This window comes from Lysinibacillus sp. F12, from assembly GCF_057773605.1.
Genome location: NZ_JBYMLP010000005.1, coordinates 209,181 through 224,332, shown reverse-complemented (window position 1 = coordinate 224,332; position 15,152 = coordinate 209,181). Strand labels below are relative to the sequence as shown.

The window sequence follows — 15,152 nt, the reverse complement described above, 5'->3', positions numbered from 1 at the left end:
GGGAGAGTAGTATAACGCTTATACTGCTCTTTTTATCCATAACCTTTCGAACTTAAATACTAAAAATCCTCATTAGAAGTCTTATGTAATTATTAACGTTATTGTAGGTTACTTTCAACTAGTATATAAAAATTTGATTAAACTCGTATAAAGGTAAATCATTTACCTTTATACGAGTTTTAACTTGGTGTAGCATTTTCTTTTTATTGGAATTACCTATCAGTCTCTTTCTCGGAAAATGCCTGAAGCATTTTTTTAATATCTTAATGCCGTAGCAGTCATAATATCTCGAATAGAAGTTTGGTTGTAACCTTGTTTATTAAATAAACTTAGTGAAGTTTGGATAATAAGATCACGTATTTGATCTTCTTTATTCATTGAATTTCGTCCATTTTGCACAATGATAGAAGCAATTAATGCTTAACTTTAAAGTATGCCTTACTTACAGTTTAAATATTATTTTTATAAATTTAATCCAAATCTTTTTAGTTCAATGAAAATCCCTTCCAAGCCTTTTCCCTTTTTTGTTAGCGTATATTCCACGCGAGGGGGAACCTCAGGGTATACCTTTCTTTCTAATATTCCTTGGTCCTCTAGCAACTTAAGTCGGAGGGAAAGTGTTTTCGGGCTAATTCCATCCATTGATTTCAATAGGTCACTAAAGCGCATCGTTCCTTCTATAAGCAGATCACGAATAATCAAAAATGTCCATTTAGTCCCAATCACATCCAGCGTTTTAGCAATGGGACAAGTCTCACCTGGAGTTCCTTTGGTCAACACGACTGGCTCAATCACATTCATCAGAAGCAGCCTCCTAAAATTTCTTTATCTAATTCACCCTATACTACCACAATAGTATCCTTTTAGAAACTTTATATAATAAATATCACTACTTCCATAAATGAAGTTACTGTATATATAATAGCGTTGTGGCTGGATTGAAGAGGTGATCTTAATGAGACTTCTGATACCCATTAAAAATTAATGCTTGATATATACATGCAAGAGAAATTAAATGTTTAATTTACCATTGGTAAATATAGGGGGGTAAAAACATGTTAAAAGATAAAAAGATTGTCATTATTGGTGGGAGCTCAGGAATTGGCTTGGAATCTGCGAAACAACTAATAGCCGAAGGTGCTGAAGTAATCATTGCAAGCCGATCTGAAGATAAATTACGGAATGCAAAAGAGCAATTGGGGGCGAAGGCTATAGCTTACATACTAGATACAACACAAGAACAGCAAGTTGTGTCTTTCTTTGAAAAAGTTGGTCCATTCGATCATCTCGTAGTAAGCGCAGCAGAAACATCCGGTGGCTCATTTCTCCAAACAAGTACAGCTCAAGCTCGACAGTTGTTTGAAAACAAATTTTGGGGGCAGTATTATGCAGCTAAATATGGCGCGTTAAACATTTTACCAAACGGTTCCATTACTTTGTTTTCTGGGGTTGTAGCCTATAAGTCTATGATTGGTTCAGCAAATCTAGGTGCAGTCAATGCAGCTGTTTCAAATCTGGGTCAAACTTTGGCATTAGAACTTGCTCCGATTCGAGTGAATATTATTTCACCAGGTATCATTGATACACCTTCTCGTAATAAAATGTCAGAAGAAGTACGTAATAATTTCTATGCTTCTGTTGAAAACAAACTTCCAGTGAAACGTATAGGGAGGGCTGAAGATGTTGCACAAAGCGTATTATACTTACTAAAAAATAGTTTCGTGACCGGAACCATTCTTCATGTAGAAGGAGGACACATTTTAGCTTAAGTCCGTAACTAAATGAAAAAATGCATACGGATTTAAGAAATGTTCAGATACTGATACTATTAAAAGGGAAAAGCTTCAATTTCATAAACAAAAGTCTGTGAGATTAAACAAATATAGCCTAGTAACCTTAGGCTTCATTTAAAAGGCAAATTTAATGATGTAGAATAAGAATTGCTTATGACCAAAGAAGTTATAAACAGGTTTTTTCTATTTTGAACAATATCTTGGAATATAGTATGTAATTTTTGGTATAATTACATATAAATATATTAAGGAGTGTACTATATGAAAAAACTACTTATCATAACAAGTTATTTAGGCTTTTTTATATTAGGAGGTTTAACCTTCACCTACCTTTCAACAACAGACGCAGCAAGCAGTTTGAAAAAAATAAATGTTTATCAAGATACGATTCATTACTATGTAGATAAGGTGGAAAAAAAGCCACAAGAGGGTCAATCTGGCTTTATTTATGAAGGAACTACCTATGTTCCGATGCGATTTATTGCTGAATCATTAGGAAAAAATGTGACATGGGATGGCAAATCAAAATCCGTTTATATTGGTGATGTTCCTAAATTCATCTCTTTAAAAGATGTAAAACCTATTGGGAGTGATGAAGATCACTTCTTCCATAACCCGAGCTCTATTGTTATTAGTACTGGAGAAAAGTTTGAACAATCCTATCAACTAGGAGGTTTCCACGGTGGAGGGGCTGTACAAGATCATACAGTTGAATACTTAGTTAATGGAAAGTATAAGACATTTGAAACATCTCTAACGCCTGTTAAAAAGCTAGCAGCGGGCTCATTCGGCATAGGCTATATGAAAATTTACGCGGATAATAAATTGATCTATGATAGTGGATCAATAAAAGAAAAGGTAAAGGTTAATGTTAATTTAGACGGTGCTTCAAAAGTGAAGTTTGAAATGGAAGGCAGTGGCCTTGGTATATTAGACCCTAAATTTACGCAATAAGCTTTAATTTAAAGGCGATGACAAGAATGTGTGTCATCGTCTTATTTAATGGGGTGAATATTGTTTAACATTGATCTTGAATAACTATAGCAACATAATTAAGTGTCCATACATTTTTGTAAATATTTTCACATTTACATATAAAATAGTTGGTATATTTATGGTATAATTTCAAACGTTGTAGTTAAGGAAGAAGAAAAGGGAGAGAAAATCTTATGATAAAAAAGATCATGAAACGTACAAGCGCTATTTTGCTTGGTGCTTCATTGATGCTAACAACGGTTGTACCTGTGATTCATGCGGAGGAGCAGTCACTGCCTCTAACACCGTCAATTAGTGAGTGGGCAATATCAACATTAAATGAGGGTGAAAAATACGGAATCTACCCAATGGAATGGTATTTTGATGGTTTCCTTCAAGAAATTCCGGTAGATAAAGTAAATGAACTACTAGCTTTAACAGAAAAGAAAATTGCATCTCTAGGCTTAGAAGAAAACAAACAATATAAACCAGTGAGTGTGAAGAACGATAACACACGTGGGGATATTGTAAAACGTTTATATAATATTGTAGCGCGCTATGATTTATCTGTGGGTAAAGATCCTATTCAATTTATGAAAGAGCATAATATTTTACAAGGCTCTTCAAACGGATTGCAACTGGAGAACAAGGCAACGACACAACAAGCTGTTATATTAGCTGTGCGTTTCATTCAGAGTACATATGCGCTTGCAGAGCAAGGTTCGAACGGAGTAGCTTGGGTTGTCGAGGATGAGGATACACTTGTATATTTACTAGGTTCTATTCATCTAGGAACACCAGACTTATATCCATTTAATAAAAAGCTAGTAAAGGCATTCAATGAATCGGATGCGCTATTAGTAGAGGCGAATATCTTGGATACGAAAGCACTCGAATACTATGCAGAAAAAGCAATGTATACAGATGGTAAAACACTAAAAGATACGGTTGCACCAGAAACATACGCGAAGCTTGAACAAGTCGCTAAGCTTTACAATCTTCCAATGGAGGAACTGACAGTGCAAAAGCCATGGATGCTTTCTAACGCATTATCAATGCTGGCAATGGACGATTCCTTTGGAATGACACCACAAGAAATGGCAATGCATGGGATTGATATATACTTTTTATTGAACGCACAGTTACAGCAAAAGCCAGTGATTGAATTAGAAGGTACAAGAGCACAGGTTGATATGTTTGAAGCATTATCCCCAGAGGCACAGGAGGAATCACTAGTTGCTGTGTTGGATAATATCATAAATCCATCTGAAGAAAATCAATCCGAAATGCTTCAAGAATGGTTTACAAGCTGGCAGCAAGGGAATGTTGAAGAATTCGCAAAAAGCTTCCAAGCAATGGAGGGTACATCATCTGAGTTCAATGAAATGCTTTTCGGTTTACGTGATGAGCAAATGGCCAAGAAGATCATGAATGTACTGGAAGAGAAAAAAGGGACGTACTTCGTTGTTGTGGGATCAGGACATTTCCTAGTAGATAAAAATATTCGTTATCATTTGGAGAAAAACGGATACAAGGTAAAGCCGTTTTATCAATAAAATTTGAAAAGGCTACCCAAAGCTATGAATTTAGCTAGGGTTGCCTTTTTTTTAGTTGCACCCATAATATCCTAACCCAATGATATAATCTAAAGCTAAAAAACAGAGGGTTTTAGATATCCTATCATAAACACTATTGCTACCTGTTTTTATTGTGAGGTTAATTGAATTACATAACAAGAAAGTTCTAAAAAAGATGAACCATTTCTAATAGTCATTTGTTTATAAAGTAGAACAGTCAGAAAGGAGTGACTCAGATTGACAGAACGAGAATTATTTGATTCATACAATAAGGATGTATACCGTACCTGTTACTACATGCTAAGAAATGCACAAGATGCAGAGGATCTCTGCCATGATGTATTTGTCACCGTGTTCCGTCAGGATTGGAAAAGCATTGAGCATACACGTGCTTGGATTATGCGCATTGCGATGAACCAATGCTTAAACTTGTTAAAAAGAAAGCAGGCTCAATTGAAAAAACAAGGTCAGGTTCAACTTCTCCATGAGCAGAATACGGCATTGGTCAAGTCCGTAGACACTATTGTCATGGAGAAGGTAGCTGGGGAGGAATGGGAGGAATTGCTCAAGCAGCTGCCAGAAAAGCTCATGGCCGTTGTCACCCTTCGTTTTATCGGTGAGTTGTCGTTAGTAGAAATCGCAGAAGCGTTAAAAATTCCTGTAGGTACAGTGAAGTCGAGGCTGCATAAAGCATTAAAAATAATGCGCAAAAAACTGGAACAAAACCAAAATCTATGGTTGAAGGGAGAGAATCAATTTGGAACGCACTGAACAGAAGCTGAAAAAATTGATGAAGGCAGATCATAATATGGTCTACCCTGACTTTGAACAAATGTGGAGATCTATTGAACAAGATGAGTTAAAGATGGCTGAAGGTGAAACGATTGAACAACGCCCCCGCAGAAGAAAGAAATTCGCTTTGGTGGCTGGACTAGCTGTCGCGCTCATGGCCACGCCAGTTTATGCAGCTCTGAATTATGATTGGTCAAACATTCTTTCATATAGAGCTGGTATTCAATCGGCATTAGCACAAGGCTTAGGTCAGACGATTGAGCAATCCATTACGAAGGACGGATTTACGTTAACGGTACACACGGCGTTTATAGATGATAATAGAACTTCTTTACTGTATAGCCTGAAACCTAACACCTCTTGGGATGGAAATGATGTAAGATTTGATCAGATTGGATTAAAAGATTCAGAGGGGAACTTTATTGAGGGAGTGTATTTACAGGATTGGAACGAAGAACTTGGTATGTTCCAAGGTATATTTGAGACAGAATGGGTGGCAAAAGACCAGACGACTAATATTGATTTTACGATAGAAGGAATTCAAATCATCGATGTTGGAAAGCAGTCTATCAACTATGATCCTAACAACTTTAATACTCAAGTCTTACCTATTCACAAGGATGGCATTGATAGTGTAACCTTACATTCCTTTGAACATTCAAAAGGGAAAGTACTACTTCAATCAACGGTTACATTTACAGATCCTGATATGCAGGATAAAGGGATTTTTATAGAGGCTATGAATGTAAAAGATAATTCCATCCAAAAATCTGAAACTTTTAGTTTCCACCCTCCAGGGGAAGTTACAGAGAGATACTTGAGTCAGCAAATATTTAAATCGGATGTGTTACAGGCTGAAGGCGCAAAATTCCAGCTTACTTATGATTACATCACAGAGACCAAAGAGAGTACCTGGAATATTAATATGGACCTATCAAAAAAACACTTGGAAAATGGGTCATTTAAACAAGTACTAAATATTCCATTGGACAATGAAATTGCTGTTGGGGCTAAAATCCATGAAATAAAAGTGACCCCGACTCAAGTACGATTGATTTTTACATCCAAAGATAAAGAGACATACATCCGTGTGCCTTACAATGACTATTACCTTGATGTAGGTGGAACACTATTAAAAGGAAGATTAAATTTAGAAGCAAACAGAACGGAACTTCATTTTGAAATGGTAGGTCTGAATGCTACTGCCTTAGCCAATCAACCTGTAACGCTTGTTGCGAAGGAACGAGTTAATGAGTTCGAAGGGGATAGTCAACCAGTTCGACTGACTAATATATCGGACAAACCTCAAACTAAAACGTCTAGTATTGGTGGATATCCTATCACATGGACATATTATAAGAAAGACAATTACTTCTATGTGGAGTCTTCTAGTACAAATCCATCGTTCGGTGGAGTTGGGCAAACATATTACTTGGATAATAATGAAAGAGTCGGTGGAATACCGCGCATACGCTTGGATCATAATAAAATAATAGACGAGTATGATAATTTCAATAAAAAAGACATTGATATTTATATTTGGAAGTACGCAACTCTCCAACCTGATGAAGAACTCCGTATACCTCTAAGAATAGGAGAATAAGGATGAAAATCCCCCCCATCTATTTGGACAATCAAAACTCAAATAGATGGGGTTTTTTACTCATTATGTCCATAATTGCTTTACTTACAATAATATTTAATATATAGTTAAGTTAACTTAACTAAATTATTAAATAGGAGAATCATTGTATGCCCTCTATTGAAAAACAAAAGTCCATTGCCTATAAATTGGGTATCGGGATTATTATTTTTTCACTTTCGTTGTGGTTAATTCCAATTATTACACCATTCACACCTATTCCTACGAAAGTAAAAGCAGGTATTATTCCAGGCAGCATCATTGTAGCTGAAATCTTATTTTGGTTGGGCGCTTTACTTGTCGGGAAAGAAGTAGCTAACAAATTTAAAGGCTATCTTAATCCTAAAAAATGGCGTGAAAAAGGTGATACTCAAAAAAATGAAGACTAACAATGTAGCAGAGCAAATTAATCATACAATTGAAGATATTTGGATTGTTCTTGAGAAAATGGAAAGAGACTATACTAAGTTCAATTTAAATAATCAGCAAGCGGTCCTTTTGGCATTAGTGATTCGTCATCCTTCCATTTCACCATCAGAAATAGCCGAGAAAATGACGATTACCAAAAGTGCCGTGAGCCAGCAGATAGCAAAGCTTGAAAAGGATGGCTATATTATAAAAAAGCAGCATGCCAAGGATAAACGTGGCTTTTCAATTGAATTAGGTGAAAAAGGGTTGCTGTATAAACAGGAAAGTGAAGCTTTTAATCAAGTAATCACTGAGAAATATCAAGCGCAGCTATCGGATGAGGATTTGGCGAATGTGCTAGAGGCACTAGAAAAGTTAAAAAAAGCGCTACTGTGAAATTATGTAAATAATTAGATATTTAACTTATTTAAATGCCTATAGTATCCCTAAACATAAAAGGGGGAATACATATGACAATCTACTTTGTCCAATCGTACACAACCAAACATCATCATAGTCAGTAGTCTTGCTATCTTTATTATTTAATTAATATTGAATAGGAAGACTTTTTCTCATGTAATCGTATAAATAAAGCTGATGGAGAGCTTTATCGAATACGGTTTTTTTATTTGTCAAAAAATGAGGAGGCAAAAGTGATGAAAAAAATGGATTACCAAAATGTACGTGGTACACAAGATTATTTACCTGAGCATGAGGTTACTAGGCGCACTTTAAAAGACACGCTTATGGCTGTAAGCAGATTGAGACACCTATACTTGATTTTCAATTTAAACGTAAAAGCATGTAGTCATTCATTGGGCTATATGCTTTTATTTTTATTTCACAAAAAGGAAAATTTTACTTGCATATTTGTATCGATGTGTATATATTGTATATAAAGTATATATACAATATTTCAAGAAGAGGGATTTGCATGCAAATTATTATTTCGAACAGTTCTAAAGAGCCTATTTATGAGCAGATCTATGCACAGATTAAAAAGCTTATTCTAACAGGGCAATTACAAGAAGGTCAGCCATTACCTTCTATGCGCCAACTTGCAAAAGATTTAGAGATTAGTGTCATTACGACGAAGCGGGCATATGAGGAGCTTGAAAAAAATGGCTATATTTACTCTATTGTTGGGAAAGGCTCATTCATCTCTGAACAAAATTCAGAAATGATGAAGGAAAGAAAAATGAAGGCCATTGAGGAAAAACTGTTGGTGGCGATTCAAAATGCGAAGGAAATGGATATTAGTTTGGCGGAGTTAAAGGCTATGCTTACTTTATTGTATACGGAGGATGAATAAATGGAAAATGTTATTGAATTACAGCATATACAAAAGTCCTTTAATGGTTTTCAAATAAAGGATTTTTCAATCCACGTTAAAAAAGGGTTTGTTACAGGGTTTATTGGAGGAAATGGTGCAGGGAAATCAACGACCATTAAAATGATTATGAATTTATTGCAGCAGGATAGTGGGACTATTTCTATTTTTGGTAAAAATTATGATAAACACGAAAAGGAAATAAAGGAACGTATCGGTTTTGTTTATGATGAGAATATATTTTATGAAAATATCACACTCAAGGATATGAAAAGGATTATTAAACCTGCCTATAAAAGATGGGATGATGAGGCATTTCAGCATTATGTGGAACAGTTTGAGTTGCCCTTGAACAAAAATATGAAGACCTTTTCGAAAGGGATGAAAATGAAAGCATCATTAGCCATCGCGTTAGCACATCACGCTGAGTTAATCATAATGGATGAACCAACATCTGGCCTTGACCCTATTTTTCGCAGAGAATTACTCAATATTTTACATGAGTTAATGCAAGATGAGGACAAAACTATATTTTTCTCCACACATATTACTACAGATTTAGATCGTATCGCAGATTATATAACGTTTATTCATAATGGCGAGCATATTTTTACAAAGGAGTTTTACAAAATTCAAGAGGAATACGCTATTGTTAAAGGAACCTTGGATTTATTAGATCGTGAAACGGAGCAGGAATTCGTCTCCCTTCGTAAAACAAACAGGGGTTTTGAAGCATTAACAACCAATAAACATCGGGTAGCTACTATATTTGGCGATACAGTTGTGATTGAAAAGCCTACGCTTGAAGACATTATGTATTATACAAAGAAAGGATGGTAAGGATATGTTGAATCTTATTCTAAAAGATATATTAATTCAAAAAAACATTCTAGTCATTTACATAGCAACGATTATTCTTTATTTAATGGTCAATGTTCCATCAGTATATATAGTATTTATATATAGTATCGTATTTGTTTTAAGTGCTTTTTCGAATGATGAAAAAGATAATGCTAATATTTTACTCAATTCATTACCTTATACAAGGAGAGAAATTGTTAGTTCAAAATATATTGGAGCTTTAATTTTTACAGGGCTTTTTATGTGTTATACGTATTTGTTCGACTTTCTTTTAAATGGGAAACAGGTAGCTGTATTGTGGAAAGAAATATTGCTAATTATGGGCCTCGTTATGATTGTCATTTCTTTTATTCTGCCGATTTCCTATAAATTTAAAACAAAGTATTTAACTATTGCTATTATGGGGTTATTGGGTGTTTATATGGTGATCATCAATTATTTTGTCCCTAACTTAAATAAACAAATAACAACTGTTGTGCAAAATTTCATGACTGTACAGGAAATACAACTATACCTTATTGTCTCATTACTAATCGTTCTAATATATATAGGCTCATGGATGCTCTCGGTAAGGATATATAAGCGCAAGGCATTTTAAAAGAAAACGGCCGGTCCCATATAAGGTGGGACTCGAGCCGTTTTTGTCATTTGAAAGCTAACTTCCATACTAGCATGTTGATGAAAAAAAGCACTATGAAATAAATAGTAGGTCCGAATGCCGCTTGACTAACAATTAAATAGTGGAGACCTGCCAGCATAGCTAAAGGGATAAACAATAAAACAGTTTTCCAGCCTTGAGCATCTCCAACCTCATCATATGGTTTGGTAAAAGGTATTTTATTGCTCATCATCAAGAAACAAAATAGTGTATATAACCAGCTTGTCACTAAAACTACTAGTAGATCTGGGATAATTCGAATACCGTAAATATAGCTAAAGACCAAACTTAGTACTAAAAATAGTGGGACATACAATTTGATTAAAAAAGCCTTTAAACTGCCTTTTTGTAAATTCGTATAATCTTTTAATGGAAGTATCTTATAAATCCACGCAGCTTTATATTTAGCCGAATGACCAAGTAAAAGTACTGCAGCTGGAATAATCATCATACTAAAATAAATATTTAAGTAGCTCATACTAGTAGCGTAATCAATCTTTTCGGATCTGCTAAAGGTAAATATAAAAATAAATGGGATAATAAATGAAAAACCTAATGAAGGGTAAACTTTGAGCTTAAACTCTCGTTCTTGTTTCATCATAAGAGAGGCGAAACGAAAGAATGCTCTTTCTTCATGTGTTCTACATAGCATTGCTAATGAATACGTCTTCAGTCGATTGTGCTTCTCTTTTTTTGATTTACTTGTACTTAATAATTTTTGAAGGTTACGTTCAAAGGTTGGAATGAGTTTAATATATAAGCCAATCGAAAGTATCGGTATGATTACGGCAAAGATGCTGTATAGTATTGTTAATAAAGAAGTATCACCATTTAGTAATAAGTCAAAGGGCGCTGCGAACCACATGGGTATTAGGAAGAGACTCCACCAATGAAATGACACTGTCATATCCAAATCAACGAATTCAAAGGATCGAATGAGAACCTGATAGCCGATCATGAGCATTAACGACAAGGCAATTTGTACATAGTTAATCATATCCTTCAGCTTTTCACCATCAAAGAAGCGTAAAATGGCAATATATAAAATGGCAGTGATCGCTACAATAAACAAATTAATTAATATAATCTCTAGAACGGTTAAAAGGAAAAATACAATTCCTTGCGTAAAAAGGCTGACAAGTAAAGGGATACCTGTTAAGGCAATCGTTAAATAGAATAAGTAAATGAAAATATGCATAAATTTTGCAGCGTTAATGGTTCTAGCAGAAATCGGCTTAGTTGATAGTATACTTTTATCTCGTACATCTAATAGTACTGAGGAAAAGTCAGAAATCAATGAAGTCATAATTAAAAAAATGATCATGGCAAACGCAATGCTCATTTGAAATAGAAAATTTTGACCAAACCCCATGAGTGGAATAAGAATAAGGCCGAATAAAACATAAATCCATAGCGATTTAATATAGCCATATTTTTGATTGTCCTTCTTTTTGTTCTGGTTAAATAGTGTGGGTACTTTACGTTCATCCATCGTTAATTTGATATGAAGAATTTTTCTCATTATGTCATAATCAATGCCCATTTTTACAAAGAGCCAGCGGAATAAATCAAGCAATTGGAGTGTTTTAAAATCGGTCATGATTGTACTCCTCGAACGATGGATACAAATTTCTCACCAATCTCCTGATGCTCATGAAATCCTGTTAATTGATTAAAGATCCTTTCTAGCGTTCCCTCAGTGTTACCGGCTTGTAATTGCGCAAATGTACCGTCCGCTGCTATGTTGCCATCATATAGCAGGATGATGCGACTACTGATCTTTTCCACGACATCCATAATATGAGATGAGTAAAATATTGTTTTTCCATTGGCTGCAAGCTGTGTTAAAATCTCTTTAAAAATCATTACACTGTTTGCATCTAAACCATTGATCGGTTCATCTAAAAATAGTAAGTCTGGATTATGTATAAGACTAGCAATGATTAATAGTTTTTGTCGCATGCCCTTCGAATACGAGGAAATTCTAGAATGGTATGCCTCACCCACTCCAAACAATTCCATGAGCGATTTCGATTTGTTAGCTGCTTCCTCTAGCTCTAGCCCATATAACTGACCGATAAAGGTTAAATATTCATAGCCTGTCAAATTGTCATATACATCCGCAATTTCTGGAACGTAACCAATTCTCCGCTTATAGTCTATTTGATCTTGCCCAATACTTTTGCCAAAGAGCTTAATTTCACCGCCATAATCACCTTCAAGTCCCAAAATAATTTTAACAGTCGTGCTTTTGCCAGCACCATTAGGACCAATATATCCGATAATTTCTCCTCTAGCTGCATGAAGGTTTACACCTTTTAATATTTCCTTATTTCCATAACTTTTCGTTAAATTTGTAATCGTTAAAATGTCTTCCAATTTCGTGCACCTCCATATTATAGAAAAAATATCCATTAATACACTATAACATATAAAAAGAAAATATATTCCTATTGGGAATGGTCCATTGTTGACCTAATGGACCATGAAGGAAGGTTAATGTCTTTTCGTCTAGGCGAATCATTTTTAAATCAATCACTATGTCCCTTATCATGTTAACAGTGTAAAAGATCGTTATCACGTTTGATACGGTTGACATTTTTGAAATAAGATAGAAAGAAGAACAACCACTATAATAGGAAATTACATGATGAGTGGACCTTTTGAGTTCGCTCTCGTTGTGCAAGAATGAAGCAAGGGGGTCAGGGATTGTTTAATGATTTTAAGATGGTGGATGATCGTCCTGTTTATGTGCAATTGAAGGATTATGTTCAAGACATGATTGTCAAAGGGCATCTGTTAGAACATCAAAAGCTTCCATCTACCCGTGAACTTAGTAAGCTATTAGCAGTTAGCAGAAATACAGTGTTAAATGCATATGCCGAGCTAGAGCAGGATGGCATCATTTATGCAGTGAAGGGAAAAGGCAACTTTGTAGGTAAGGTTACTACTTTGAAAACGTCCACTATCGAACTTGATTGGAAGAATAGGCTTAATACTGCAACTTTATTAGCTGATGAAATCGATTTAGTACGACAAGATATAAAGTGGCAAAAAGGAATGATCTCCTTTACCAGCATTGCTCCAGAAGAAAAGCTTTTTGATGTGGAAAATTTTAAAAGGGCTTTTCTTACACGGATGTCTCTTGAAGGCGATATTGTGCTGAATTATGGCTATGCAAAAGGGTATAAGCCTTTAATCGATTATCTCCTTCATTATATGGAAATGAAGGGCGTAGATATTTCTAATAAAGATATTTTAATTACTAACGGCTTTACGGAGGGATTAGATATTTTATTATCCTCAATAGCCAAAAAATCTGGGCGTGTACTATGTGAAAATCCTACACACCACGCAGCATTGAAGCTTTTTCGTTTACATGGGCTAGATATACATGGCATTGATATGAGAGATGATGGGATTGACATGGGGCAGGTGGAAAAAACGTTAGCCAAAATGGATTATGATTTTGCCTATCTTATTCCGTCCTATCATAATCCAACAGGAATTGTCACTTCTTCTGAGAAGAGGAATGCTATCTTTCAGCTATTTTCCAACTTTGAAATACCTATTGTAGAAGATGGCTTTAATGAGGAATTAAGGTATTCAAGCTCTCATTTGGCGCCACTCATCGCTTTTAGTGGGTCAGGTAATAACATTGTCTACATTGGCAGCTTTTCTAAAATTCTTTTCCCAGGTTTACGTGTTGGCTGGATTTTAGCAGATAAGGCGTTAATTGCCAGCCTAGAAAGCATGAAAAGAGCGCGAACAATTCATACATCGACATTGGATCAGGCAGTGTTATATCAATATTTACAGGATGGTTATTTTGAAAAATATTTAAAGAAAGCAAGATCCGTTTACAAGAAAAAATATGAGCTTGCTCGTCAAGCCTCTATGCAATATATCCCTTTTTGCAAAATCAGAGGGGATGGAGGACTTCATCTCTTTATTGAACTAGAAGAGGGCATTGATGCTCGCGAATTATTAGAAAAATGTTATGACAAAGGCGTGGTGTTTTATCCAGGAGATGTATTTTACACAAATGGACTTGGTAGAAACACATTTCGCCTAGGGTTTTCACGGTTATCAGAAGAAGATATTGTTCGGGGTATTCAAATTATCGGTGATACATTAAGAAATGATAGAAGGGGTTGAAAAAATGCGAGTTGGCGTAATCATGGGTGGCACCTCCTCTGAAAAGCAGGTCTCGATGATGACAGGGAAGGAAATGGTTGCTCATTTAAATAAACAAAAATACGATGTTGTTGAAATCTTATTGGAAGACCATCAAGAGGTAATAGAAAAAGTGCAAGGTATCGATGTAGCTTTATTAGCATTACACGGTAAGTTTGGGGAGGATGGCACGATTCAAGGTGTGTTAGAAACATTGGGTATCCCTTATACAGGAAGCGGTCTTCTAGCAAGTAGTTTGTGCATGGATAAAAATATGGCCAAAAAAATACTGCGCTATGAAGGGATCGCAACACCAGATTGGATGCATCTCATAAGGGGAGAGGTGCTACCATTACAGGACATAGAGCTGATAGGTTATCCGCTTGTTGTTAAACCAAATGCTGGTGGCTCTAGTGTAGGTGTTCAAATTGTCCATGATCGAAATGCCTTATTGGCAGCTGTTTCAGAGGTATTTAAGTGGGATAACGAAATCATTATTGAGCAGTACATGATTGGTGACGAAATTACATGCCCAATCCTCAATGATAAGCTATTACCAGTCCTCTCAATCAAACATACGGCAGTATTTTTTGATTACCAGGCGAAATATGATGATGCTTCAACAATAGAGGAGCCTGTGGAACTCCCACTTGCTATTCATGACCGTGTGGCAAAGGCTGCGATGACCAGCTATAAGTCTTTAAAATGTAGTGTGTATGCTAGAGTAGATATGTTAATTAAAGAGGGCGTTCCCTATGTGTTGGAGGTTAATACATTACCTGGCATGACCCAAAATAGCCTGCTACCCAAAAGCGCCCTTGCCGCTGGAATAAGCTATTCTGCCCTATTAGATAGCATAATTGATAGCTCCTTACAAATTGATAATAGATAAATAGAAAAAACACCTTTTTGTTGTCACATCCAAAAGGTGTTTTGACTA

15 protein-coding genes are annotated in these 15,152 nt (G+C 35.5%); 12 read left to right on the top strand and 3 right to left on the bottom strand.

The window, feature by feature from the left end; translation table 11 throughout:
• Positions 1–462: 462 nt before the first annotated feature.
• Positions 463–801, bottom strand: a complete 339-nt coding sequence (locus tag AC3CH7_RS20395; protein ID WP_012296009.1) for a winged helix-turn-helix transcriptional regulator — start codon at positions 799–801, stop codon at positions 463–465.
• Positions 802–1,055: 254 nt separating this feature from the next.
• Between AC3CH7_RS20395 and AC3CH7_RS20390 the strand changes: the two genes are divergently transcribed.
• The 10 genes from AC3CH7_RS20390 to AC3CH7_RS20345 all read left to right on the top strand — a co-directional run bounded on the left by AC3CH7_RS20390 (position 1,056) and on the right by AC3CH7_RS20345 (position 9,976).
• A complete protein-coding gene (locus AC3CH7_RS20390; protein ID WP_031416686.1) occupies positions 1,056–1,769 on the top strand; it encodes an SDR family oxidoreductase in 714 nt (237 codons plus the stop codon).
• A gap of 285 nt (positions 1,770–2,054) precedes the next feature.
• Positions 2,055–2,747, top strand: a complete 693-nt coding sequence (locus AC3CH7_RS20385) for a stalk domain-containing protein (protein ID WP_012296007.1) — start codon at positions 2,055–2,057, stop codon at positions 2,745–2,747.
• A gap of 215 nt (positions 2,748–2,962) precedes the next feature.
• Positions 2,963–4,324 carry a TraB/GumN family protein gene (locus tag AC3CH7_RS20380; RefSeq protein WP_012296006.1) on the top strand — a complete coding sequence of 454 codons (1,362 nt, stop codon included), beginning with the start codon at positions 2,963–2,965 and terminating at the stop codon, positions 4,322–4,324.
• Positions 4,325–4,582: 258 nt separating this feature from the next.
• Positions 4,583–5,116, top strand: a complete 534-nt coding sequence (locus tag AC3CH7_RS20375) for an RNA polymerase sigma factor (RefSeq protein ID WP_031416685.1) — start codon at positions 4,583–4,585, stop codon at positions 5,114–5,116.
• On the top strand, positions 5,103–6,740 hold the full coding sequence (locus AC3CH7_RS20370; protein ID WP_488381850.1) for a DUF4179 domain-containing protein: 1,638 nt from the start codon (positions 5,103–5,105) through the stop codon (positions 6,738–6,740). The genes AC3CH7_RS20375 and AC3CH7_RS20370 overlap by 14 nt, the downstream gene beginning before the upstream one ends.
• 149 nt (positions 6,741–6,889) lie before the next feature.
• Complete coding sequence (locus tag AC3CH7_RS20365) at positions 6,890–7,168, top strand: transporter suffix domain-containing protein (RefSeq protein ID WP_012296003.1); 279 nt, start codon at positions 6,890–6,892, stop codon at positions 7,166–7,168.
• A complete protein-coding gene (locus AC3CH7_RS20360; RefSeq protein ID WP_332291129.1) occupies positions 7,158–7,583 on the top strand; it encodes a MarR family winged helix-turn-helix transcriptional regulator in 426 nt (141 codons plus the stop codon). Before AC3CH7_RS20365 ends, AC3CH7_RS20360 begins: the two co-directional genes overlap by 11 nt.
• A 538-nt stretch (positions 7,584–8,121) precedes the next feature.
• A complete protein-coding gene (locus tag AC3CH7_RS20355; RefSeq protein WP_031416681.1) occupies positions 8,122–8,499 on the top strand; it encodes a GntR family transcriptional regulator in 378 nt (125 codons plus the stop codon).
• Entirely contained in the window at positions 8,500–9,357 is an 858-nt protein-coding gene (locus tag AC3CH7_RS20350) for an ABC transporter ATP-binding protein (RefSeq protein ID WP_012296000.1), read from the top strand.
• 4 nt (positions 9,358–9,361) lie between these two features.
• Positions 9,362–9,976, top strand: a complete 615-nt coding sequence (locus AC3CH7_RS20345) for an ABC-2 transporter permease (protein ID WP_031416679.1) — start codon at positions 9,362–9,364, stop codon at positions 9,974–9,976.
• A gap of 46 nt (positions 9,977–10,022) precedes the next feature.
• On the opposite strand, the gene AC3CH7_RS20340 is transcribed toward AC3CH7_RS20345, so the two are convergent.
• The gene (locus tag AC3CH7_RS20340; RefSeq protein WP_447402615.1) at positions 10,023–11,636 is read right to left on the bottom strand and encodes a hypothetical protein; all 1,614 of its coding nucleotides are present in this window, start codon (positions 11,634–11,636) and stop codon (positions 10,023–10,025) included.
• The gene (locus AC3CH7_RS20335) at positions 11,633–12,415 is read right to left on the bottom strand and encodes an ABC transporter ATP-binding protein (protein WP_036164988.1); all 783 of its coding nucleotides are present in this window, start codon (positions 12,413–12,415) and stop codon (positions 11,633–11,635) included. The genes AC3CH7_RS20340 and AC3CH7_RS20335 overlap by 4 nt, the downstream gene beginning before the upstream one ends.
• A gap of 309 nt (positions 12,416–12,724) precedes the next feature.
• Between AC3CH7_RS20335 and pdxR the strand changes: the two genes are divergently transcribed.
• Both pdxR and AC3CH7_RS20325 read left to right on the top strand, forming a co-directional pair.
• Positions 12,725–14,194: a MocR-like pyridoxine biosynthesis transcription factor PdxR gene (gene pdxR / locus AC3CH7_RS20330; RefSeq protein ID WP_012295996.1), complete on the top strand. Its 1,470-nt coding sequence runs from the start codon at positions 12,725–12,727 to the stop codon at positions 14,192–14,194.
• A 4-nt stretch (positions 14,195–14,198) separates the two neighbouring features.
• Positions 14,199–15,104, top strand: coding sequence for a D-alanine--D-alanine ligase (locus AC3CH7_RS20325; protein WP_036162422.1), 906 nt, complete (start codon positions 14,199–14,201; stop codon positions 15,102–15,104).
• Positions 15,105–15,152: the final 48 nt, after the last annotated feature.